The following is a 22,582-nucleotide window of genomic DNA, read 5'->3' on the forward strand; positions in this document are numbered from 1 at the left end:
TGTGCCGCGACGATCTGGCCCGCGAGGGCAGAAAACGCAGCCAAGGCAACAGTCCGAAGCGAATAGCGCAGACTCAATAGCGCATCTTTTTCGCGCTTCCGTCAACGCTTGGTTTTACCGCCCGATGGCCTGTTTGCGACAGAAAGCGGCGCTTATCTTCCAGTTGCAACCGGTTTCGCAGGGCAACCGCCGCGATTCACGGTGCCCGGCGGAAGGCGCTGGGGGATTTTCCGGTCAAGTGCTGGAAGGCGCGGGTGAAATAGGCCGCCGAAGTGAAGCCGAGGCTCTCGCCGATCTGTCCGACGGGCAGCTTGGTTTCCGACAGAAGCTTGCGCGCCTCGAACAGGCGGCGGTCCTGCAGCAGGTCGATGGCCGAACGCCCGCAGGCAAGGCGGCAGCAGCGCGTCAGGTGGGTCGATGTGACCCCCAGCGCTGCCGCCATGTCGCCCACGCCCGCGCCGCTGCGGAATTCGCGTTCCAGAAGCGTCGTGTAGCGCGCGACAAGGCGCTTGGCCGCATCGGGCTTGGTCTGTTCGGGGGCGGCGCGGGTCACCTGTCGTTCGAGCCAGACACCCAGCAGCCCCAGATAGTTGCGCGCCGCGCGGTCCGATGCCGGAGCCTCGGACAGCATCTCGCGCTGGATCATGTCGATCAGCACGTTCAATTCCTGTTGGGCGTGAACCTCGCGGATGCGCAGGATCTGCGGCGTCGCGGGCAGGGGCATGGCGGGGTCGCGTCCGAAAAAGACCGCCGTGCCAAAGGTTTGCGGGCCGACCTCGAATCCGTGCATCACGCCTGCGGGTATGAAGACCGCGTTGTGCGCCGTATAGCCGCGGGTCGATCCGGCCAGCGTGATGCGGCCCTGTCCCTTGGTGAACCACAAAAGCAGCGGCTCTGACAGGCTGCGCATCGCCTCGACCCGCCAGCGCCCGCCTGCGGCAAGGCGCGGAATGGCCACAAGGCGTGGCTGTGCAACGGGCGGGGCGCTGCCCGCCTCGGGTTTCGGGGCGTCTGTTTTGGTCGCTGCTCTGCGCGTCATCGGAAGGGTTCCCTTCTCTCGTTAACGAATCATAACGCGACCCGAGGGGGGAACCCAAGAAGAATAAGCGCCAAGCCCTTCGATTCTCAGGGCAATGTTACCTCGCGCCACGCTTTCATGCGTGACCTGAACCAGGTGCGCTGCCGTTTGGCATATTGGCGCGAGGCGATCTTGGCCGCCGCGACCGCCGCATCCAGCGTCACCTCTCCGGCCAGAAAGGCCATGAGTTCGGGCGCGCCGATGGCCCGGCCCGCGGCGGCAGACGGGTTCCAGTGCGGCCGCTCGGCCCGCGCCTCGTCAAGCGCGCCTGCGGCCATCATCGCGTCGAAGCGGCGGTCGATGCGGTCGTTGAGCCAGCCTGCATCGGGGCGCAGGACCAGCGCCTCGGCGCGGTGCAGCGGCAGAAGCGGGGCGCCCCCTTCGGCCTGCCAGTCGGCAAGGCCGCGACCCGTGGCGCGCAGCACTTCCCAGGCCCGTTGCACCCGGGCGGGGTTGGCAAGGTCGGTCTTTGCCGCCGTGGCCGGGTCGAGTTCGTCGCGCAGCGCGCCAAAGCCTTCCGTCTGCCGCCGTCTGTCGGCCTCGGCGCGCACACCGGGCGGAACGGGCGGCACCTCGGCCAGACCTTCGGTGAGGGCGCTGAAATAAAGCCCCGTGCCGCCGACGATCACCACGGGCCGGTCAAGCCAGCCTGCCACCTCGCGCAGCCAGTGGCCCACGGAATAGGGCTGGTCGCGCCCGACATGGCCGTAAAGCGCATGGGGCAGGGCGGTCTCGTCCTCGCGCGACGGGCGCGCGGTCAGCAGACGCCAGCAGCCATAGACCTGAAGCGCGTCGGCGTTCACCACCACGCGCCCGTCGCGCGCCGCGATCTCCATCGCCAGCGCCGACTTGCCGCTTGCGGTCGGCCCCGCGATCAGGACCGGCGCTTCCCGTGATATGCCCGCGATGCCGGCCATTGTCCCCGCTTTCACACTGCCCAAATATCCTCGGGTGAGGTCCGGAGAGGGCAGAGGGCCCTCTCCGGGGCCAGCGGCGGGCGCCCCGCCGAAAGCCTGCCGTTCCCGGTTGAACTTGCCGCCGTTTTCCTACATTTTGCGTCCCAGTCCAACCACAATGCGAAAAGCGGGGTCTTCCCATGTCCAAACCGGTCCTTGAGCCATCGGCCAAATACAGCCGCGTCATGCTCAAGATATCCGGCGAGGCCCTGATGGGCGACCAGGGCTTCGGCCTGCATCCCCCCACCGTCCAGCGCATCGCGAACGAGGTGAAGACCGTCGCCGAGATGGGCGTCGAGATCTGCATGGTGATCGGCGGCGGCAACATCTTCCGCGGTCTGGCTGGATCGGCGCAGGGGATGGAGCGGACCACGGCCGATTACATGGGCATGCTGGCCACCGTGATGAACGCGCTGGCGATGCAATCGGCGCTGGAACAGATCGGGGTCTTTACCCGCGTCATCAGCGCCATCCCGATGGATCAGGTCTGCGAGCCCTACATCCGCCGCCGCGCCGTGCGCCACCTCGAGAAGAAGCGCGTCTGCATCTTTGCCGCCGGCACGGGCAACCCCTATTTCACCACCGACACGGCGGCCACGCTGCGGGCCAACGAAATGGCCTGCCAGGCGATCTTCAAGGGCACCAAGGTCGATGGCGTCTATGACAAGGACCCGAAGAAATACCCCGACGCCAAGCGCTATGACACGGTCAGCTATGACGAATGCCTTGCCAAGCACCTTGGCGTCATGGATGCCTCGGCCATCGCACTGGCCCGCGACAACAACCTGCCGATCATCGTCTTCAGCCTCGACGAGCCCGGCGGCTTCCGCGGGATCTTGCGCGGCGAGGGCACCTATACCCGCGTCCACGGCTAGGGGCGGGGGGCGCTGAAAACTGTTCCGCGCCCGTGCCGCTCTGCTATAGAGCAGGAAATGACCGCGCCGCTTGCGCGGACCGAACGAAGGAAGACCACGCATGTCGCAAGACGATCTCGACATTGACCTCGATGCGATCCAGCGCCGGATGGAGGGCGCGATGACCGCGCTCAAGACCGAATTCGCCTCGCTCCGCACGGGCCGCGCCTCGGCCCAGATGCTCGACAACATCCAGGTCGACGCCTATGGCCAGATGACGCCGATCAACCAGCTTGGCACCGTGAACGTGCCCGAACCGCGCATGGTTGTGATCAACGTCTGGGACAAGGGCATGATCAACAAGGTCGAAAAGGCGATCCGCGAATCCGGCCTCGGGATCAACCCCGTCACGGACGGGCCGCTGATCCGGCTGCCGATTCCCGAACTGAACGAACAGCGCCGCAAAGAGCTGACCAAGGTCGCCGCGCAATATGCCGAAAGCGCCAAGGTGGCGATCCGCAACGTGCGCCGCGACGGCATGGACCAGATCAAGAAGGCCAAGTCGGCGGGCATGGGCGAGGATGACCAGAAGATGTATTCCGAGGAAGTGCAGGAACTGACCGACAAGGCGATTGCCGCCGTCGACCGGCAGTTGGAACAGAAACAGGCCGAGATCATGCAGGTCTGACGCATCGCGGTGGGGCGGGGCAGAATTTTCGCAGAAAATTCGTGGCCCCATAAAGGATGCGACACGGGAGAGCGGGTTTGGCCAAGGCGGGCGGTTCAGAAAGCACAGGTGCGGACCGGCTGCCCCGTCTGGCGCAGCATGTGGCGATCATCATGGATGGCAATGGCCGCTGGGCCACGCAGCGCGGCTGGCCGCGCCTTGTCGGCCACCGCCGCGGCGCCGAGCGCGTGCGCGAGATCGTCCGCGCCTGCCCCAACCTCGGCATCCGCTTTCTGACCGTCTATGCCTTCTCGACCGAGAACTGGAAACGCTCGACCGAGGAAGTGCTTGGCCTGATGGCGATCTTTGCCCGCTACATCGACCGCGAGGCCGACCGCCTGCTTGCCGAAGGCGTGCGCCTGCGGTTCATCGGTGACCGCAGCAAGCTTGACCCGAAGCTGCAACGGATGATGGCGGGGATCGAGGCGCGGACGGCATCGGGGACGCGGCTCGATTTCACCGTGGCCATCAACTACGGCGGCCGGGACGAGATTGCCCGCGCCGTGCGCGCGCTGGCCGCCGATGTGGCCGCAGGCACCCTTGCCCCCGGCGCGGTGACCGAAGCCACCATCGCCGCGCATCTCGACACCGCCGATCTGCCCGATCCCGATCTGGTGATCCGCACCAGCGGCGAGACCCGCACCTCGAATTTCCTGCCCTGGCAGACGGCCTATGCCGAATACGAATTCACCCCCACGCTCTGGCCCGACTTTACCGCGCATGAGCTGGGCGAGATCGTCGCCCGCTTCGGCAACCGCGAACGCCGCTTCGGCGGGGTGGTGAACGGATGACCTCTCCCGATCCCAACCGCTGGGCCGACCTGCGGCCCCGCGTGCTGTCCGCCATTGTCATGGTTGCGGTGGGGGCGGCCGAAATCTGGCTGGGCGGGCGGTCCTTTGCCGCGCTTGTGATCCTGCTGACCGGCGGGATGATCTGGGAACTGGCCCGCATCACCGCGCCGCAGCGCAAGGCAACGCCGGTGGCGATGGCGCTGATCGGGGCCGCCTCCCTGCTGGCGGCGCTGGTCCTGCATTCCGACCTTGCCACGGCGGCGCTGCTGGTTCCGTCGCTGGCGCTGGCGCTGACCCCGCGCCGCGACCGGCGCATCGCCGCCTGCTATGCCGCGGCGATCATGATCTCGGGGTTCGGGCTGATCGAATTGCGCTTTGCCAACGGGCAAAGTGCGATCCTGTGGCTGATCTCGGTCGTCGTCGTCTCGGATGTCTCGGGCTATTTCGCGGGGCGCATCCTTGGCGGGCCGAAATTCTGGCCTGCGGTCAGCCCCAAGAAAACATGGTCCGGCACCGTGGCGGGCTGGCTGGGCGCGGTCGTGGTGGGCTTTTTGTTCTTCCGTGGCGATTTCGGCACCATCGGCGTGCTGGTCCTGTCGCCCATCATCGCCTTTGCGGGGCAGATGGGCGATATCGTGGAAAGCTGGCTGAAGCGCCGCGCGGGGATCAAGGATTCCTCGCATCTCATCCCCGGGCATGGCGGGCTTCTCGACCGGTTCGATGCGCTGATCGGCGCCACAGTCGCCTTGATGCTGATCGGCCTTGTCCTTCATCTACCGATCCACTGACATGACGCGCAGCATATCCATCTTCGGGGCGACAGGCTCCATCGGCGAAAGCACCTTCGACTTGATCCAGCGGGCAGGGGGGCCTGGGGCCTATCGCACCGTCGCCGTGACCGGAGCGGCGAACATCGCGCGGCTGGCCGAAATGGCGCGCGCGCTGCGCGCCGAAGTCGCCGTCACCGCAGACCCCGCGCGGCTGGGCGCATTGCGCGAGGCTTTGGCGGGCAGCGGGATCGAGGCCGCCGCAGGGCCCGAGGCGATTGCCGAAGCCGCCGACCGCCCCGCCGACTGGACGATGAGCGCCATCGTCGGCGCGGCGGGGCTTGTTCCGGGTCTGCGCGCCCTGCGCCACGGGCGGACGCTGGCGCTGGCGAACAAGGAAAGTCTTGTGACCGCAGGTCCGCTGCTGCTGGCGACCGCCAAGGCGCATGGCGCGACGATCCTGCCGGTCGACAGCGAGCATTCTGCGGTGTTTCAGGCGCTGACGGGTGAAGAGACGGCAGCGGTCGAGCGGGTGATCATCACCGCATCGGGCGGGCCGTTCCGCGACTGGCCGCTCGAGCGGCTTGCCAAGGCCACGGTGGCCGAGGCCAAGGCGCATCCGAACTGGTCGATGGGCAGCCGCATCAGCATCGATTCGGCCTCGATGTTCAACAAGGCGCTCGAGCTGATCGAGACGCGCGAGTATTTCGGCTTTGCCCCCGACATGATCGAGGCCGTGGTGCATCCGCAAAGCATCGTTCACGCACTTGTCGGATTCCGTGATGGCGCGATCATGGCGCATCTTGGCCCGGCCGACATGCGCCACGCCATCGGCTTCGCGCTGAACTGGCCTGACCGCAAATCGCTGCCCGTGGCGCGGCTCGATCTGGCGCAGATTGCGAACCTTTCGTTCCAAGCCCCTGATATCGAAAGATTTCCGGCCCTTCGTCTGGCGCGCGAGGTGATGCGGACGCGCGGTCTGGCGGGGGCGGCGTTCAATGCCGCCAAGGAAATCGCGCTGGACCAGTTCATGGCCGGGCGCCTTGGATTTCTTGATATGGCGGGCCTTGTGGAAGCCACGCTTGCCCGTCTTTCGTCAGAGACGGGCCTTGGAAATGCCGCCACAGGTCTTGAGGACGTGCTAAACATTGACCATCTCGCACGTATAAGGGCCACGGAACTGGCCGAAGCCATTCGACAGAACAGGTAGACCCGTTTGGACATCTCCACCCTCATCCCGAGTTTCGGCGGCCTTGGCTTTACGGTCGTTGCTTTCGTCCTTGCCCTTCTCATCATCGTCTTCGTGCATGAATTCGGCCATTACATCGTTGGCCGCTGGTCGGGCATCCATGCCGATGTCTTCTCGCTCGGCTTCGGACCGGTGATCTGGAAACGGGTCGACCGGCACGGCACGCGCTGGCAACTGGCGGCGCTGCCCTTTGGCGGCTACGTGAAATTCTTCGGCGATGCCAATGCGGCCTCGGGCGGGCATAGCGACGATCTGAAGGCGCTGACCGCCGAACAGCGCCGCGCAACGATGCATGGTGCGCCGCTTTGGGCGCGCAGCGCCACGGTCGCGGCGGGGCCGGTGTTCAACTTCGTGCTGTCCATCGCGATTTTCGCGGGTCTTTTCCTTGCCAAAGGGGTCGCGACCGATCTTCCGGTGATCGGCGCTCTCAAGAACGTGCCGGCCGAGGTGCAGGAATTGCAGCCCGGCGACGCGATCCTTGGTCTGGCGGGCAAACCCGTGGCCGATTTCCAGGGGCTGATCGACGCGGCAAATGTTCTGCCGCCCGCCGCCGTGGTCGATTACCGCATCCGCCGCGATGGCGCGGAACTCGACGTGCGCGGCCCCTATCCCCTGCCGCCGCTGGCCGACAATGTCGCGGGCAATTCCGCCGCCAAGGATGCCGGTCTGGAACCGGGTGACGTGGTGCTTGCGGTCGATGGCACGCCGATCACCGCCTTTGACCAGTTGCGCGACATGGTCGGCGCATCGGACGGCAAGCCGCTGAAGCTGACGGTCTGGCGCGACGGATCGACCTTTGACGCCGATCTGCAACCGCGCCGCATGGACCTGCCGCTTGCCGATGGCGGGTTCGAGACGCGCTGGCTGATCGGCGTGTCGGGCAATCTGTTCTTCGAGCCCGAAACCCGCACGCCGGGCCTGTGGGAGGCGGTCTCGCTGGGGGCGTCGCAAAGCTGGACCATCGCCTATACCTCGGTTTCGGGGTTGTGGCATATGATCACGGGCTCGATTTCCTCGTGCAACCTGCAAGGCCCGATCGGCATTGCCGAAACCTCGGGGCAGGCGGCAAGCATGGGGATTTCCAGCTTCATCTGGTTCGTCGCCATGCTGTCCACGGCGGTGGGTCTGATGAACCTGTTTCCCGTGCCGGTTCTCGATGGCGGGCATCTGGTGTTCTTCGCCTACGAGGCGGTGACGGGCAAGCCGCCGACCGCGCGGGCGCTCAATGTGCTGATGTCGGTGGGCCTTGCGCTGATCCTCGGGCTGATGGCTTTCGCGCTGTCGAACGACCTGTTCTGCCCGTAAGACGGGGCTTCGGTCCGGTTCTGCCAGATCGGGGCCAAATTCAGGCCACAATCCTGCGGCATGCCGTTGCAAAGACATGCAATCGGAGGGCGACATGGCACATGTAATCCAGGGCTACCGCGGGCTGACGCTGATGGTCGGCCTGAACTCGGACCGGCTTTTCACGGTCGCCACGACCCTTGCAGGCCTGCTTGCGGGGGCCTTCATCGGGACGATGATCCTCGGGCATTGAGCGGCGCGCCGCCCCTTAGTCTTTCGTGCGGAAATCAAGGACGAAGCGGATGTAAAATCCCTTCGTCCTTTTGACATGTGTCGCGCTTCCCGCTACTAGGAGACACAACAGTTTGTGGAAGATGCGGGGCAGGGACATGCAAAAGAACATCCAAGGCCGGATGGTGCCTAAGCAGGGCTTGCTGCGACCGGCGCTGGTGGCCGCAATGCTTGCCGGAACGGCCCTGACGGCCCCGATGCTGACGCCCGCCTTCGCGCAAAGCTACAGCTTTTCCTCGGTCCGGGTCGAGGGCAACGCCACGATCGAAACGGCCACGGTGCTGTCCTACCTCAAGATCCCGCGCGGGGCCGAAATCTCGGCGGCGGCGCTGAACGATGCCTATCAGCGGCTGGTCGACTCGGGCCTGTTCGAATCCGTCGAGATCGCGCCGCAGGGCAACGAGCTGCTGGTCAAGGTCGTCGAATATCCGACCATCAGCATCGTGAACTTCGAGGGCAACAAGCGGCTCAAGGACGAAGATCTGGCCGGCATCGCCAAATCGCAATCGCGCCGCGTCTATTCGCCCTCGCAGGCCGAAGCCGATGCCGCCGCCATCGCCGAGGCCTACCGGCTTCAGGGCCGCATGGCCGCGACCGTCGATCCGCGCATCATCCGCCGTGACGGCAACCGCGTCGACCTCGTCTTCGAGATCACCGAAGGCAAGGTGGTCGAGATCGAGCGCCTGTCCTTCAACGGCAACCGCGCCTTTTCGGACCGCCGCCTGCGTCAGGTCTTGCAGACCAAACAGGCGGGACTGCTGCGCACCTTCATCCAGCGCGATACCTTCGTGGCCGAGCGGCTCGACCTCGACAAGCAGCTTCTGCGCGATTTCTACCTGTCGCGCGGCTATGCCGATGTTCAGGTGCTTGATGCGTCAAGCGACATCGCCCGCGAACGCGACGCCTATTTCGTCACCTTCTCGATCCGCGAAGGCCAGTCCTTCAACATCGGCAAGGTCGACACCGTGTCCGAGATCGAAGGCGTCGATGCCGCCGAATTCGAAGCCGTCCAGCGCATCCGCAGCGGCGAGACATGGTCGCCCGCGCTGATCGACAACAACGTGACGCGGATGGAAAACCTTGCCCTGCGCAAGGGGCTGAACTTCGTGCGCATCGACCCGCGCATCGTCAAGAACGAACGCGACGGCACGCTCGACGTGCAATTCGCCATCGTGCGCGGGGAAAAGGTCTTTGTCGAACGCATCGACATCGAAGGCAATACCACGACGCTCGATCAGGTCATCCGCCGCCAGTTCCGCACGGTCGAAGGCGACCCCTTCAACCCGCGCGAAATCCGCCAGTCGGCAGAACGCATCCGCGCGCTTGGCTTCTTCAAGGACGCGCAGGTCAATGCCGAACCGGGCAGCAGCTCGGATCAGGTCGTCGTCAATGTCGATGTCGAGGAACAGCCGACAGGCTCGCTCTCGCTCGGGGCCAGCTATTCGGTCTCGGACGGGGTTGGCCTGAACGTCGGCTTTGCGGAAAGCAACTTCCTTGGTCGCGGCCAGTCGATTTCGGCCAACATCACCAGCGGGACCGATTCCAACTCGGCCAGCTTCTCCTTTGCCGAACCGGCCTTCCTTGGCCGTGACGTGGCGCTCAAGTTCTCGTCCGCCTACCGCGAGACGAACAACCAGAACGCGGCCTACAACACGCAGTCGATCAACATCACGCCCGCGCTGGAATTCCCGATCAGCGAACTGGGCCGTCTGGAAACCCGCTTCAGCTTTGCGCAATCGACGCTGAGCGGTGTGGATGACACCGACAGCTCGCAAATCCTGACCCGCGATCAGGATCGCGGCACGATCACGACAAGCGCGCTTGGCTATACCTTCAGCTATGACACCCGCATCAGCGGCGTGAACCCCAAGGGCGGCATCCTGTTGCGCTTCAGCCAGGATTTCGCCGGACTGGGGGGCAACGACACCTATCTGCTGACCAGCGGCCTTGCCCTTGCGGAAAACAAGATCCTCAAGGAAGAGGTCACCGTACGCGCCGTGTTCGAAGGCGGAGCGCTGGCGATGCTGGGCGACGATCCGAGCCGCGTGACGAACCGCTTCTTCGGCAACAACAAGATCCGTGGCTTCGAATCGAACGGCATCGGCCCGCGCGACCTGAACGCGCCGAACGAGGACGCGCTTGGCGGCAACCTCTATGCCGTCGCCCGCTTCGAGGCCGAGTTCCCGCTTGGCCTGCCCGAGGAATATGGCATCAACGGCGGCCTGTTCCTCGACATCGGTTCGGTCTGGAGCCTTGACGACACCGACGGCGGCGCTGCCGGTGGTCAGGCGGTGGATGACGCCTTCCATCTGCGGTCCTCGATCGGCTTCTCGGTGTTCTGGGATACGCCCATCGGCCCCTTGCGCTTCAACTTCTCGAAGGCGCTGGTCAAACAGGACTACGACAGGGAACAGGCGTTCGACCTGACCATTTCGACCAAGTTCTGATGCGTGACCGCCGGCTGTGCCTTGCCACGATCCTGATGGCGGCGCTGTCGGCGGGCGCTTTGCCTGCCCCCGGCCTTGCGCAAGAGGCGGCGGCCGCGTCGCAGATCCAGTCGCCGATCCTGACCATCGACCGCGACAGGCTTTATGCCGAAACCATGTATGGCAAGGCCGTCGAGGCGCGGTTCAAGGCCGATTCCGATGCGCTGATCGCCGAGAACCTGCGGCTCGAACAGGCGCTCGAGACGGAGGAGCGTGACCTGACCGACCGGCGCAACACGCTGCCCGCCGCCGAGTTCAAGGCCCTTGCCGCCGCCTTCGATGCCAAGGCCGAAAGCATCCGCACCGCGCAGCAGGCCAAATCCCGCGCCATCGGCAAGAAGCGCGAGGGCGAGCAGCAGCGCTTTCTGGAAGCCGCCATTCCGGTGATCGGCAGTCTCATGCGCGAAAGCGGGGCGGCGGCGGTGTTCGACAAGCAGATGATCATCGTCTCGTTGCGGGCCGTCGACATCACCGATGCGGCCGTAGCCCGCGTCGATGCCGTGCTTGGTTCGGGCGAGGACGGGGCTGCGCAGTCTCCGGCCCCGACCGTTACCCCGACTGCGACCCCGTCGCCTGCGCCGTCGCCGTCACCGCAGCCCTGATGCTTGTTTCGCGTCGGGCAAGTTGCTAGTCACATCCGGCAAGCCCGAAGGGCCAAGGAACGCCCGCAGAGGGCATCGTCAGGGACAGACGTGAAGGAGATTGCGATGACCACCAGCGCGCCCGTGCAAAGCGCCGACCTCGACCTGATCCAGCGGATCATTCCGCATCGCTATCCTTTCCTGCTGGTCGACAAGGTGCGCGACATCGTCGTCAACGAAAGCTGCGTCGGCATCAAGAACGTCACGATCAACGAACCCCAGTTCACCGGCCATTTTCCCGGAATGCCCGTCTTTCCGGGCGTCATGATCATCGAGGCGATGGCGCAGACCAGCGGCATCCTTGTCGGCCTGTCGATGGACCTTGTGGACAAGAACGCCAAGGTTTTCTTCATGGGTGTCGACGGGGTGAAATTCCGCCGCAAGGTGGTGCCGGGCGATGTGCTGGAACTGCATGTCAAGGCGCTGCGTGGCGGTGGCCGCGTGTGGAAATTCGAGGGCCGCGCGATGGTCGAGGGCGAGCTTGCCTGCGAGGCGACCTTCATGGCCATGTTCGACGTGGCAAAGGCCTGATCCGATGAGCATTCATCCCACCGCCCGCATCCACCCCTCGGCGGTGATCGAAGACGGGGCGACCATCGGCGCGGGGGCGAGCGTCGGCCCCTTTTCGCTGATCGGGCCGGATGTGACCCTTGGCGCGCGGGTCGAGGTGAAAAGCCACGCCGTCGTCACGGGCTGGACCGAGATCGGCGAAGAGACGGTGATTTTCCCCTTTGCCACCGTGGGAGAGGTGCCGCAGGACCTGAAATACAAGGGCGAGCGGACGCGTCTAGTCGTGGGCAAACGTTGCCGCATCCGCGAGGCGGCGACGCTGAACCTTGGCACCGAGGGCGGCGGCGGCATCACCCGCGTGGGCGATGACGTGCTGGTCATGACCGGCGCGCATGTCGGCCATGATGCCCAGATCGGGGATCGTGTGATCCTTGTGAACCATGTCGCCATCGCAGGGCATTGCGTGCTGGGCGACGATGTGATCGTGGGCGGCCTGTCGGGCGTGCATCAATGGGTGCGCATCGGGCAGGGGGCCATCATCGGCGCGGTGACGATGGTCACCAATGACGTGATCCCCTATGGCCTTGTGCAGGCCCCGCGCGGCGAATTGGACGGGCTGAACCTTGTCGGCCTTAAACGTCGCGGGATGGAGCGGGCCGATATCACCGCATTGCGCGCCGCCTACCAGATGCTGGCGCAGGGCGAGGGGACGTTCCTTGACCGCGCGCGCCGCCTGCAGGACGAGACCGACAGCCTCCCCGTGCGCGAGATGACCGAATTCATCCTCGCCGCGTCGGACCGGTCGTTCCTGACACCGAAATGACGCTGGCGCTGATCGCAGGGGCAGGGGGATTGCCCGCCGCTTTGGTGGCGGCACTGCCGCAGCGCCCCTTTGTCGCCGTGCTTGACGGCTTTGCCCCTGAGGGGGTCGCGCCCGATGTGACATTCCGCGTCGAACGGCTGATGCCCTTTTTGCGGCAGCTCGAAGATGCGGGGGTGACTGCGGTCTGTTTCGCGGGGGCCGTGCAGCGCCCGCGCCTTGACCCTGCGCTGTTCGATCCGGCGACCGCCACCATCGTCCCGCGCCTTCTGGCCGCGATGGGGCAGGGCGACGATGCCACCCTGCGCGAGGTGATCGCGGTTTTCGAGGAAGCGGGATTTGCCATCCGCGGCGTGGCCGAGATCGCGCCCGCCCTTGTCCCCGCAGCGGGGCTTTACGCCGGCGCGATGGGCCCGCGCGACGAGGCCGATGCCGCCCGCGCCGCCACGATCGTCGCGGCCCTTGGCCGTGTCGATGTCGGGCAGGGCGCGGTGGTGCAGCAGGGGCTTTGCCTCGGGGTCGAGACGCTGTCGGGCACCGATGCCATGCTCGCCTCGGTCGCGGGCCTGTCGGGCTTGCGTCCGGCGGGGGCAAAGGGGCTGTTCTACAAGGCCCCGAAACCGCTGCAAGACCGCCGCATCGACCTGCCCACCCTTGGCCCCGATACGGTGCGCAACGTGGCCGGGGCGGGCCTTGGCGGCATCGTCTGGGAAGCGGGCGGGGTGATCACCCTAGACCTGCCGGCGATGGTCCGCGAGGCGGACGAACGGGGCCTGTTCCTGTGCGCACGTCCGGCGTGAGCCTGTTTCTTGTCGCGGGCGAGCCTTCGGGCGACCGCCTTGGCGCGGCGCTGATCGGGGGGCTGCGCAGCCTTGCCCCCGACACCCGCTTTCAGGGCATCGCAGGCCCGTTGATGCAGGCGCAGGGCATGGCCAGCCTGTTCCCGATGGACGAGCTGTCGATCATGGGTCTGGCCGAGGTGCTGCCCAAATACCGCCACCTCAAGCGCCGCATCCGCGAAACGGCCCAAGCCGTGCTTGCCAGCGGGGCCGATGCGCTGGTCACCATCGACAGCCCCGATTTCTGCCTGCGCGTCGCGGCGATCGTCAAAGCCGCCAATCCGCGCTTCCGCACCATCCATTACGTCGCCCCCTCGGTCTGGGCATGGCGTCCGAAGCGGGCGGCAAAGATGGCGCGGCACATCGACCATGTGCTTGCGCTGCTGCCCTTCGAGCCGCCCTATATGACCGCCGCAGGCATGAGCTGCGATTTCGTCGGCCATCCGGTCGTGTCGGAACCGCTTGCCAGCCCGGCCGAACGCGCGGCCTTTGACGGGTCCGGCCCGCTTGTCCTTGCCCTGCCCGGATCCCGCAGGGCCGAGGTTGCGCGGCTGGCACCCGTCCTTGGCCAAACCCTTGGCCTGCTGAAGGCCCGCCACCCCGACCTGCGCGTGGCCCTGCCCACCGTGCCGAATGTCGAAAGCCTTGTCCGTGACCTCACCGCGGCTTGGCCTGTCGTCCCGCAGGTCATCACCGACCCCGCGCTGAAGCGCGGCGCCTTTGCCGCGGCCGATGCCGCCATCGCCGCATCCGGCACCGTTTCGCTTGAGCTTGCCGCCAATGCCTGCCCGATGGTCATCGCCTATGACATGAACGCGGTCACCCTCTGGCTCATGCGCCGCGCGGCGCTGATCGACACGGTGACGCTGGTCAACCTTGTCTCGGACAGCCGCAGCGTTCCCGAATTCATCGGCCCCGCCTGCCGCCCCGAACCCATCGCCGCCGCCATCGAAGCCCTGCTGGCCGACCCGTCAGGACAAGCCGCAGCGATGGAGATGACGATGCAGCGCCTTGGCAAGGGCGGCGAGGCCCCCGGTTTGCGCGCCGCGCGGTCGGTCCTGATGCATCTCTGACACGGCGAAATCTGACGCAGATTTCGCGCCGTTTTCTGACGCAGAAAACGCCCCCTACACCAGCCACCGAAATTTGCGCCGAATTCCGGCGCGTTTTATGGCGTCGAGAACGCCCCCGACGCCAGCCACCGGAATTTGCGTCAAATTCCGGCGCGTTTTCTGCGTCAGAAAACGCCCTTCACCGCCCGCGCCAGATCCAGCCGCCGCCAAAGACGCGGGAGCCTTCGTTGGCATAGAAGACGCAGGCCTGCCCTGCCGATACCCCGTCTTCGGGGTCGAGCAGTTCGACCTCGGCCTCGGTCGCCGAGAGGGGGCGGATCACCGCAGGGCGCGGCGGGCGGGTCGAGCGGACCTTGACCTGAAGATGCCATTCGGGGCGCGAATCGAACGCCTCGTCGCCCAGCCAGTTGATCTCGCGCAGGGGCACGACGCGGGTCGAGAGCGCCTCTTTCGGCCCGACGATCACGCGGCGGCTTTCGGGGTCGAGCCGCAGCACATAGATCGGATCGCCCAAGCCGCCGATGCCCAGACCCTTGCGCTGCCCCACGGTGTAATGGATCACCCCGCGATGGGTGCCCAGAACCTTGCCCGAAAGATCCACGATCTCGCCGGGGTCGGCAGCACCGGGGCGCAGCTTTTCGATCACCGCCGCGTAATCGCCGTTGGGCACGAAGCAGATGTCCTGGCTGTCGGGCTTGTCCGCGACCGAAAGCCCGTAGCGTGCCGCGAGGGCCCGCGTTTCGGCCTTGCTTTCCAGATGGCCAAGCGGAAAGCGCAGATAGGCAAGCTGTTCGGCGGTGGTCGAGAACAGGAAATAGCTCTGGTCGCGGCGCGGATCGGCGGCCATGTGCAATTCCGGCCCGTGCAGACCGTCCTTGCGCTGGATGTAATGGCCCGTCGCCATGCAATCGGCGTCAAGCTCCTTGGCCGTCGCCAGCAGGTCCTTGAACTTGACCCGTTCGTTGCAGCGGATGCAGGGCACCGGCGTCGCGCCGGCCAGATAGGCATCGGCGAATTCCTCGATCACCGCCTCGCGGAAGGTGTTTTCGTAATCCAGCACGTAATGCGGAAAGCCCATCGTTTCCGCCACGCGCCGCGCATCGTGGATGTCGCGCCCCGCGCAGCAGGCCCCCTTTTTCGCCAGCGCAGCACCGTGGTCGTAAAGCTGCAAGGTCACGCCGACGACATCGTAGCCCTCGTCCTTCAGCACGGCGGCGACCACCGACGAATCGACCCCGCCCGACATGGCGACGACGACCCGTGTTTCCGACGGGGGCTTGGGCAGGCCCAGCGAATTGAGCGGACGGTCGAGCATGGCAGCCTTCCGGAGGTTTGGCGAAACCGAAGCATTACAGGAAAAGCAGGGGGATTCACAAGAGAGGCGCGGCTTCAGCATTGCTTAACGAAAGCGCCGCAAGATGCAGGCCCGATGAGGATGGAGGGGCCGATGTATATCAAACGCGTCGACGGGCCGCGGCAGGTCACGCTTCCCGATGGCACGGTGATCAGCCGCGCCGATCTGCCGCCTGCGGAAACGCGGCGCTGGGTGGCACGGCGCAAGGCGCTGGTGGTGCGGGCAGTCCAGGCGGGACTGATCAGCCGCGAGGCCGCCTTGGAACGCTACGCGCTGTCGGACGAGGAGTTCTCGATTTGGGAAAGTGCCGTGGCGCTGCATGGCGAAGCGGGGCTGCGTGTTACGAAAATACAGGATTATCGGCAATTTTGAGTTGTTTTCCATGCAAATCTGGTCATAGTAATCTTTGTTTAATGAGTGGTCTGCAATGTCGCTTAACGCGGCTTTACGGAGAGTGTAACGAATGCGAATCCTTCTTGTCGAAGACGATCCTGCCACCTCGCGCAGCATCGAACTGATGCTTACCCATGCCAACTTCAACGTCTATTGCACCGATCTGGGCGAAGACGGCGTCGATCTGGCCAAGCTCTACGATTACGATCTTATCCTGCTCGACCTGAACCTGCCGGACATGAGCGGGCATGAAGTGCTGCGCCAGCTGCGCATGGCCAAGATCGACACGCCGATTCTGATCCTGTCGGGGTCGGACGATACCGACAACAAGATCCGCGGTTTCGGCTTCGGCGCCGACGATTACATGACCAAGCCCTTCCACCGCGAAGAGCTGGTCGCGCGTATCCACGCCATCATCCGCCGGTCCAAGGGCCATGCCCAGTCGATCATCCGCACCGGCATGGTCGGGGTGAACCTTGACGCCAAAACCGTCGAGGTCGAGGGCAAGACGGTCCATCTGACCGGCAAGGAATACCAGATCCTCGAACTCCTTTCGCTGCGCAAGGGCACGACCCTGACCAAGGAAATGTTCCTCAACCACCTTTACGGCGGCATGGACGAACCCGAGCTGAAGATCATCGACGTCTTCATCTGCAAACTGCGCAAGAAACTGTCGGAAGCGACGGGCGGCGAGAATTACATCGAAACCGTCTGGGGCCGCGGCTATGTGATGCGCGATCCGGTTCCCGAGGTTGCGCTGCGCCGCGTCTCTATCGCCGCGGCAAGCTGACCGCTCGGCACTTTACGCCGCCTTGACCGCCCCCTAAACCAAGGGGGCGGCAAAGGGAGAGCTTCGCATGGTGGCGGAAAAGGATGTGGCGGAGCTTACCGAGGCCGAAGCCCGCGACGAACTCGCGCGGCTGTCGCGTGCCATCGCCGCCGCGAACGACGCCTATCACCGCCTTGACGCACCCGAGATTTCGGATGCCGCCTATGATGCGCTCAAGCGGCGCAATCAGGCACTCGAGGCGCGCTTTCCCGCGCTGAAACGTCCCGACAGCCCCAGCGATCAGGTCGGGGCCGCCGTGGCCGAGGGCTTTGGCAAGATCCGGCACGAGGTGCGGATGCTGTCGCTCGAAAACGCCTTCGAGGATGGCGAGGTGGCCGATTTCGACGAGCGCGTGAAGCGCTACCTCGGCCTTGCGCGGGCGGTCGCCTATACGGCGGAACCCAAGATCGACGGGCTGTCGCTGTCGCTGCGCTATGAAAACGGCCGTCTGGTGCAGGCCGCCACGCGGGGCGACGGTGAGACGGGCGAGAATGTCACCGAAAACGCCCGCACCATTGCCGACATTCCGCACAATCTGACCGATGCGCCCGCCGTGCTGGAAGTGCGCGGCGAGGTTTACATGTCGCACGCGGATTTCGCCGCGCTGAACGCGCGTCAGGCGGAAGCGGGGGACAAAAGCTTCGCCAACCCGCGCAACGCTGCCGCCGGATCGTTACGCCAGCTCGACGCCACGATCACCCGTGCCCGCCCGCTGCGCTTTTTCGCCTATAGCTGGGGCGCCGTGTCCGAACCGCTTTCCGACACGCAGATGGGGGCCATCGAACGGCTGCGCGCCCTTGGCTTCCAGACCAACCCGCTGACCGCCCTTTGCGCGGGGCCGGACGAGATGCTTGCCCATTACCGCGCCATCGAAGCGCGTCGGGCAACGCTGGGCTATGATATCGACGGCGTGGTCTACAAGGTCAACGAACTGGCCCTGCAAGCCCGCCTCGGCTTCCGCTCCTCGACCCCCCGCTGGGCGATCGCGCATAAATTCCCGGCCGAACTGGCATGGACGCGGCTTTTGGCCATCGACATCCAGGTGGGCCGCACGGGGGCCATCTCGCCCGTCGCGCGCCTGCAACCCGTTACCGTGGGCGGGGTCGTCGTCTCGAACGCCACCCTGCATAACGAGGATTACATCGCGGGCCGCGATTCATCGGGCAACCCGATCCGCGACGGAAAGGACATCCGCATCGGCGACTGGGTGCAGGTTTACCGCGCGGGCGATGTGATCCCGAAGATCGCCGATGTCGACCTGTCGCAGCGCCCCGCCGGGGCGGCGCCCTATGTCTTTGCGCATGTCTGCCCCGAATGCGGCTCTGACGCCGTGCGCGAAGAGGGGGATTCGGTCCGCCGCTGCACGGGCGGATTGATCTGCCCCGCACAGGCCGTCGAACGGCTGAAGCATTTCGTCAGCCGCGGGGCCTTCGACATCGAGGGGTTGGGGGCGAAACAGATCGAGCTGTTCTTCGCCGACCCGACCCTGCCGATCCGTGAACCTGCCGATATCTTCACCCTTCAGGCCCGTGACGCGCAGGGTCTGACACGGCTGAAAAACCGCGACGGCTTTGGCGAGAAATCGGTCACCAATCTGTGGGCCGCCATCGACGCCAAGCGCAGCATTCCGCTGGCCCGCCTGATCTTTGCCCTTGGCTTGCGCCATGTGGGCGAGGTTGCGGCACAGGACCTTGCCCGCCATTACCAAAGCTGGCAGGCCCTTGTCGCCGCCGTCGATCTGGCCCGCCCTGCCGCCTTGGCCCATCGCGCGGGTGACGAGGCGGTTGAGGAAGAACGCGCCGCCGCAGCCCTTGCGGGCCGCCGCGCGCGGATCAAGGAATTGCGCGACGCCGCGATTGCCGCCTGTGCCGTTCCGCCCGCGTCCGCCGCCGCATGGAGCGAGCTGATCACCGCCGACGGCATCGGCCCCGTTCTGGCGCTGTCGCTGTCGGACGCCTTGGCCAACCCCGAAGAGCGCGCCTCGATCGACCGGCTGGTGGCGCATCTGACGATCCTGCCGCCCGAGGCGCGGGCGACCGAATCCCCCGTTGCGGGAAAGACGGTGGTCTTTACCGGCAGTCTGGAAAAGATGACCCGGGCCGAGGCCAAGGCGCGGGCCGAATCCCTCGGGGCCAAGGTCTCGGGGTCGGTCAGTGCCAAGACCGATCTGGTCGTGGCAGGGCCGGGGGCGGGATCGAAGGCCAAGGATGCCGAGAAATTCGGTGTGCCGATGATAGACGAGGACGCGTGGCTCGCCCTCATCGGCGACGCATGACCCGCCCGCCCGCGCTGTTCCCCCTTTTTGCCGGGCTTGAAACGCTGGAAGGCGTGGGCCCCAAGATCGCGCGCGCCTTTCAGGGGCTGGGGGTCGAGCGGCCAAAGGATCTGCTGTTCCTGCTGCCGCATTCCGGTATCGACCGCGCGCGCAAGGCCTCGGTGCGCGATGTGGTGCCGCCCTGCGTGGTGACGGTCGAGGTCGAGGTGGGCCAGCATCTGCCACCCCGCAGCAAGGGGCGGCCCTACCGCATCAGCGTGCGCGATGCCGCGCTCGAGTTCCAGCTGGTCTATTTCCACGCGCGGGGCGAGTATCTGCTTGGCCTTTTGCCCCCCGGCCAACGGCGTGTGGTGTCGGGCAAGGTCGAGCTTTTCGACGGTATCGCCCAGATGCCGCACCCTGACCACGTGCTTCGGCTGGAAGAGGCGGTCGATCTGCCCCCGTTCGAGCCGGTCTATCCGCTGACCAACGGCATCACCCAGCGTCAGGTGGCAAAGGCGGTCGCCGGAACGCTGGCCCGCACCCCCGACCTGCCCGAATGGATCGACGGCCCCCTGATCGCGCGCGAGGGGTGGCCCGCATGGAATGCGGCACTCGCCCGCGTCCATGCGCCGCAAAGCCAAGCCGATCTTGCGCCCACCGATCCGGCACGCCAGCGCCTCGCCTATGACGAGCTTTTCGCCCATCAGCTGACCCTTGCCCTTGCCCGCGCGACCCTGCGCAAGTCAAAGGGCCTGCCCACCATCGGCACCGGCGCGTTGCAGGCCAAGGTCTTGCGCGGCTTGCCGTTTTCGCCCACGGCCGCGCAGACCCGCGCGATTGCCGAAATCGCCGCCGATATGGAGGCACCGCTGCGCATGAACCGCCTGTTGCAGGGCGATGTCGGGGCGGGCAAGACGCTGGTCGCCTTTCAGTCGCTGCTGATCGCGGTCGAGGCGGGCGGGCAGGGCGCGATGATGGCCCCGACCGAAATTCTGGCGCGCCAGCATCACGAAGGGCTTGCCCCGCTGGCCGCTCAGGCGGGCGTCAGGCTTGACCTTTTGACGGGGCGCGACAAGGGCGCGGAGCGGGCGGCCAAGCTGGCCGATCTTGCGGCGGGCCGGATCGACATTCTGGTGGGCACCCATGCCGTGTTCCAGAAGGACGTGGTCTTTCACGACCTGCGTCTGGCGATCATCGACGAACAGCACCGCTTCGGCGTGGCCCAGCGGATGGAGCTGGGGGCCAAGGGGGCCGCGACCGATACGCTGGTGATGACCGCGACGCCGATTCCCCGCTCGCTCGCGCTGGCGAGCTACGGTGACATGGATGTGTCGGTGCTGGACGAAAAGCCCCCGGGACGGAAGCCGATCAAGACCGCGCTGATCCCGACGGCGCGCGGCGACGAGGTGGTGGCCCATCTGGCCCGCGCCGTGGCCGAGGGACGGCAGGCCTATTGGGTCTGCCCGTTGGTCGAGGACAGCGAGGTGCTGGATTATGCCAGCGCCGAGGCCCGCTTTGCCGCCCTGCGCGCGGCGCTTGGCGATGTGGTCGGTCTGGTGCATGGCCAGATGCCCCCCGCCGAGAAAGATGCCGCGATGGCGCGCTTTGTCGCGGGCGAAACCAAGGTTCTGGTTGCGACAACGGTGATCGAGGTGGGCGTGAACGTGCCCAATGCCAGCATCATGGTGATCGAACGGGCCGAGACCTTCGGCCTTGCGCAGTTGCACCAGCTGCGCGGGCGCGTGGGGCGGGGGGCGGCGGAATCGACCTGTCTGCTGATGTATCAGGCGCCTTTGTCCGAAAGCGGCGAGCGGCGGCTGAAAGTGCTGCGCGACACCGAAGACGGCTTCCGCATCGCCGAGGAAGATCTTGCCATGCGCGGCGCGGGCGACCTGATCGGCACGGCGCAATCGGGCCTGCCGCGCTTTCGCGTGGCCGATCTGGAACGGCAGGGGGCGTTGATGGCGATCGCGCAAAGCGACGCGCGGCGGCTGCTTGGCGATGACCCGGCACTGACCTCGCCGCGCGGTCAGGCGGCGCGCACGCTCTTGTGGCTGCTTGACCAGGACCGCGCGATCCGCCTGCTTTCGGTCGGCTGAGGCCGCGCCAAGTTTTCCCGATATTTCCGGCGCTTAGGCGTTTGTTGCCCTTGTGTTCCCAAATGTTCCTAAAAAGTTCTTGCGCGATTCGCGGGAATGTGAGAACAAATAAAGAACAGGTTAACCAAACAGGGGTTGAACATGCTGACGGAACTGAAAGACATCATCCTCCGCTCGCGCGCCACGCTGATCGAAGACGCGCTCGGCATGGTCACGCTGTTCTCGCTGCTCATCGTCGGGCTTTACATCTCGGGCAATGCCTGACGCCGCTTTCGCTTTCTGCCTGCGGTCTTGCTGCCGGTCAGGCGCGTCGGTCCCCAAGTGACGCGCCCGGGGTTCCCCAAGCCCCCACCCGCAAAGACACGCGACTTGCCGCCGCCGTCCCGTGACGCGCGGCGGTTTTTTTATGCGCTTTGCTTGGCGGCGGCGCTGTCCATCGCCTCGAGCGTCGCATCGAGCGCCAGCAGGATCGAGGCGTGGCGGTTGGTGTAGTCCCGCGCCGGAAGCAGCACCTCGAGCCCGTCGAAGGGGGCGGACGGGGCAGGGCCTCCCGCTTTCAGCATCGCGGTCAACTGATCGCGTGCCTCGGCCACCTCGTCCCGCGTGCGGCCGATGATGGCGGCACCGACCACGGCTGCGGCGGCCTGACCAAGGGCGCAGGCTTTCACATCCTGCCCGAAGCCTGCGATGCGCCCGTGATCCAGCATCACATCCACCGTCACGGTCGACCCGCACAGCGGCGAGCGTTTCTTGGCCGTGCCATCGGGGTCGGTCAGTCGGCCCAGATGGGGAATGTCGGCTGCCAGCGCAAGGATGCGGCCGGAATAGAGCTTGACCAGATCGCTGTCGGACATGACTTTCCCTTCCTCTCGGCCCGTCATAGATAGACCCGACCTGACGCCCTGCCAAGGAGAAGGCGCATGCCCTTCGATCCGACACGCCTAAAGTATGATGCCAACGGCCTGATCCCCTGCATCGCGCAGGACCATGCCACGGGCGAGGTCTTGATGATGGCATGGATGAATGCGCAAGCCGTGGCGCAAACGCTTGCCACGGGGCGGGTGACCTATTGGAGCCGGTCGCGGCAGGCGTTCTGGATCAAGGGCGAAACCTCGGGCCATGTGCAAAAGCTGGTCGAGCTGCGCGTGGATTGCGACAGCGATTGCCTGCTGGCGCTGGTCGATCAGGAAGGCCCCGCCTGCCACACCAACCGCAGGTCGTGCTTTTACACGGCCGTGCGGGGCGGCGAGGCCGTCATCCTGACCGAACCGATGGCCTAGGGCG

The 22,582-nt window shown here is 65.9% G+C and carries 23 protein-coding genes; 19 read left to right on the top strand and 4 right to left on the bottom strand.

Annotated features, from left to right (window positions below):
- Positions 1–196 precede the first annotated feature (196 nt).
- Positions 197–1,039 (bottom strand): helix-turn-helix domain-containing protein, encoded by an 843-nt coding sequence (locus H7F16_RS07245; protein ID WP_185796910.1) that lies wholly within the window; start codon positions 1,037–1,039, stop codon positions 197–199.
- An 86-nt stretch (positions 1,040–1,125) separates the two neighbouring features.
- Positions 1,126–1,995: a tRNA (adenosine(37)-N6)-dimethylallyltransferase MiaA gene (gene miaA, locus H7F16_RS07250; RefSeq protein ID WP_185796911.1), complete on the bottom strand. Its 870-nt coding sequence runs from the start codon at positions 1,993–1,995 to the stop codon at positions 1,126–1,128.
- 179 nt (positions 1,996–2,174) lie between these two features.
- Between miaA and pyrH the strand changes: the two genes are divergently transcribed.
- The 13 genes from pyrH (at position 2,175) to lpxB (ending at position 14,366) form a co-directional block, all read left to right on the top strand.
- On the top strand, positions 2,175–2,909 hold the full coding sequence (gene pyrH, locus H7F16_RS07255; RefSeq protein WP_185796912.1) for a UMP kinase: 735 nt from the start codon (positions 2,175–2,177) through the stop codon (positions 2,907–2,909).
- Between the two features lie 100 nt (positions 2,910–3,009).
- Positions 3,010–3,576, top strand: coding sequence for a ribosome recycling factor (gene frr / locus H7F16_RS07260; protein ID WP_185796913.1), 567 nt, complete (start codon positions 3,010–3,012; stop codon positions 3,574–3,576).
- Positions 3,577–3,632: 56 nt separating this feature from the next.
- A complete protein-coding gene (gene uppS / locus H7F16_RS07265) occupies positions 3,633–4,406 on the top strand; it encodes a polyprenyl diphosphate synthase (RefSeq protein ID WP_185796914.1) in 774 nt (257 codons plus the stop codon).
- A complete protein-coding gene (locus tag H7F16_RS07270) occupies positions 4,403–5,194 on the top strand; it encodes a phosphatidate cytidylyltransferase (protein ID WP_185796915.1) in 792 nt (263 codons plus the stop codon). The genes uppS and H7F16_RS07270 overlap by 4 nt, the downstream gene beginning before the upstream one ends.
- A gap of 1 nt (position 5,195) precedes the next feature.
- Positions 5,196–6,383 (top strand): 1-deoxy-D-xylulose-5-phosphate reductoisomerase, encoded by a 1,188-nt coding sequence (dxr, locus tag H7F16_RS07275; RefSeq protein ID WP_185796916.1) that lies wholly within the window; start codon positions 5,196–5,198, stop codon positions 6,381–6,383.
- A gap of 6 nt (positions 6,384–6,389) precedes the next feature.
- Positions 6,390–7,727 carry an RIP metalloprotease RseP gene (rseP, locus tag H7F16_RS07280; protein WP_185796917.1) on the top strand — a complete coding sequence of 446 codons (1,338 nt, stop codon included), beginning with the start codon at positions 6,390–6,392 and terminating at the stop codon, positions 7,725–7,727.
- 94 nt (positions 7,728–7,821) lie between these two features.
- Positions 7,822–7,959 (top strand): hypothetical protein, encoded by a 138-nt coding sequence (locus H7F16_RS07285; RefSeq protein WP_185796918.1) that lies wholly within the window; start codon positions 7,822–7,824, stop codon positions 7,957–7,959.
- Between the two features lie 136 nt (positions 7,960–8,095).
- Positions 8,096–10,444 carry an outer membrane protein assembly factor BamA gene (bamA, locus tag H7F16_RS07290; protein ID WP_185796919.1) on the top strand — a complete coding sequence of 783 codons (2,349 nt, stop codon included), beginning with the start codon at positions 8,096–8,098 and terminating at the stop codon, positions 10,442–10,444.
- The gene (locus H7F16_RS07295; RefSeq protein ID WP_185796920.1) at positions 10,444–11,085 is read left to right on the top strand and encodes an OmpH/Skp family outer membrane protein; all 642 of its coding nucleotides are present in this window, start codon (positions 10,444–10,446) and stop codon (positions 11,083–11,085) included. Before bamA ends, H7F16_RS07295 begins: the two co-directional genes overlap by 1 nt.
- A 105-nt stretch (positions 11,086–11,190) precedes the next feature.
- Positions 11,191–11,655, top strand: a complete 465-nt coding sequence (gene fabZ / locus H7F16_RS07300) for a 3-hydroxyacyl-ACP dehydratase FabZ (protein WP_185796921.1) — start codon at positions 11,191–11,193, stop codon at positions 11,653–11,655.
- Positions 11,656–11,659: 4 nt separating this feature from the next.
- Positions 11,660–12,457, top strand: coding sequence for an acyl-ACP--UDP-N-acetylglucosamine O-acyltransferase (gene lpxA / locus H7F16_RS07305; RefSeq protein ID WP_185796922.1), 798 nt, complete (start codon positions 11,660–11,662; stop codon positions 12,455–12,457).
- Entirely contained in the window at positions 12,454–13,254 is an 801-nt protein-coding gene (locus H7F16_RS07310) for an LpxI family protein (protein WP_185796923.1), read from the top strand. The genes lpxA and H7F16_RS07310 overlap by 4 nt, the downstream gene beginning before the upstream one ends.
- On the top strand, positions 13,251–14,366 hold the full coding sequence (lpxB, locus tag H7F16_RS07315; protein ID WP_185796924.1) for a lipid-A-disaccharide synthase: 1,116 nt from the start codon (positions 13,251–13,253) through the stop codon (positions 14,364–14,366). The genes H7F16_RS07310 and lpxB overlap by 4 nt, the downstream gene beginning before the upstream one ends.
- Positions 14,367–14,544: 178 nt before the next feature.
- Here the strand turns inward: lpxB and mnmA are convergent, their stop codons facing one another.
- Positions 14,545–15,681 (bottom strand): tRNA 2-thiouridine(34) synthase MnmA, encoded by a 1,137-nt coding sequence (gene mnmA / locus H7F16_RS07320; protein WP_185796925.1) that lies wholly within the window; start codon positions 15,679–15,681, stop codon positions 14,545–14,547.
- Between the two features lie 132 nt (positions 15,682–15,813).
- On the opposite strand from mnmA, the gene sciP reads away from it, so the two are divergent.
- The 5 genes from sciP to H7F16_RS19865 all read left to right on the top strand — a co-directional run bounded on the left by sciP (position 15,814) and on the right by H7F16_RS19865 (position 21,562).
- The gene (sciP, locus tag H7F16_RS07325; RefSeq protein WP_185796926.1) at positions 15,814–16,092 is read left to right on the top strand and encodes a CtrA inhibitor SciP; all 279 of its coding nucleotides are present in this window, start codon (positions 15,814–15,816) and stop codon (positions 16,090–16,092) included.
- 91 nt (positions 16,093–16,183) lie between these two features.
- On the top strand, positions 16,184–16,903 hold the full coding sequence (ctrA, locus tag H7F16_RS07330) for a response regulator transcription factor CtrA (RefSeq protein WP_185796927.1): 720 nt from the start codon (positions 16,184–16,186) through the stop codon (positions 16,901–16,903).
- A 67-nt stretch (positions 16,904–16,970) separates the two neighbouring features.
- Positions 16,971–19,217: an NAD-dependent DNA ligase LigA gene (gene ligA / locus H7F16_RS07335; protein ID WP_185796928.1), complete on the top strand. Its 2,247-nt coding sequence runs from the start codon at positions 16,971–16,973 to the stop codon at positions 19,215–19,217.
- Positions 19,214–21,298, top strand: a complete 2,085-nt coding sequence (recG, locus tag H7F16_RS07340; protein ID WP_185796929.1) for an ATP-dependent DNA helicase RecG — start codon at positions 19,214–19,216, stop codon at positions 21,296–21,298. The genes ligA and recG overlap by 4 nt, the downstream gene beginning before the upstream one ends.
- A 141-nt stretch (positions 21,299–21,439) precedes the next feature.
- Positions 21,440–21,562 (top strand): hypothetical protein, encoded by a 123-nt coding sequence (locus tag H7F16_RS19865; RefSeq protein ID WP_277818363.1) that lies wholly within the window; start codon positions 21,440–21,442, stop codon positions 21,560–21,562.
- Positions 21,563–21,702: 140 nt separating this feature from the next.
- Here the strand turns inward: H7F16_RS19865 and H7F16_RS07345 are convergent, their stop codons facing one another.
- A complete protein-coding gene (locus H7F16_RS07345; protein WP_185796930.1) occupies positions 21,703–22,152 on the bottom strand; it encodes an iron-sulfur cluster assembly scaffold protein in 450 nt (149 codons plus the stop codon).
- A 66-nt stretch (positions 22,153–22,218) separates the two neighbouring features.
- Between H7F16_RS07345 and hisI the strand changes: the two genes are divergently transcribed.
- Entirely contained in the window at positions 22,219–22,578 is a 360-nt protein-coding gene (gene hisI, locus H7F16_RS07350) for a phosphoribosyl-AMP cyclohydrolase (protein WP_185796931.1), read from the top strand.
- Positions 22,579–22,582: the final 4 nt, after the last annotated feature.

This window comes from Paragemmobacter straminiformis, from assembly GCF_014243445.1.
In the GTDB taxonomy this organism is placed as follows: Bacteria; Pseudomonadota; Alphaproteobacteria; order Rhodobacterales; family Rhodobacteraceae; genus Paragemmobacter; species Paragemmobacter straminiformis.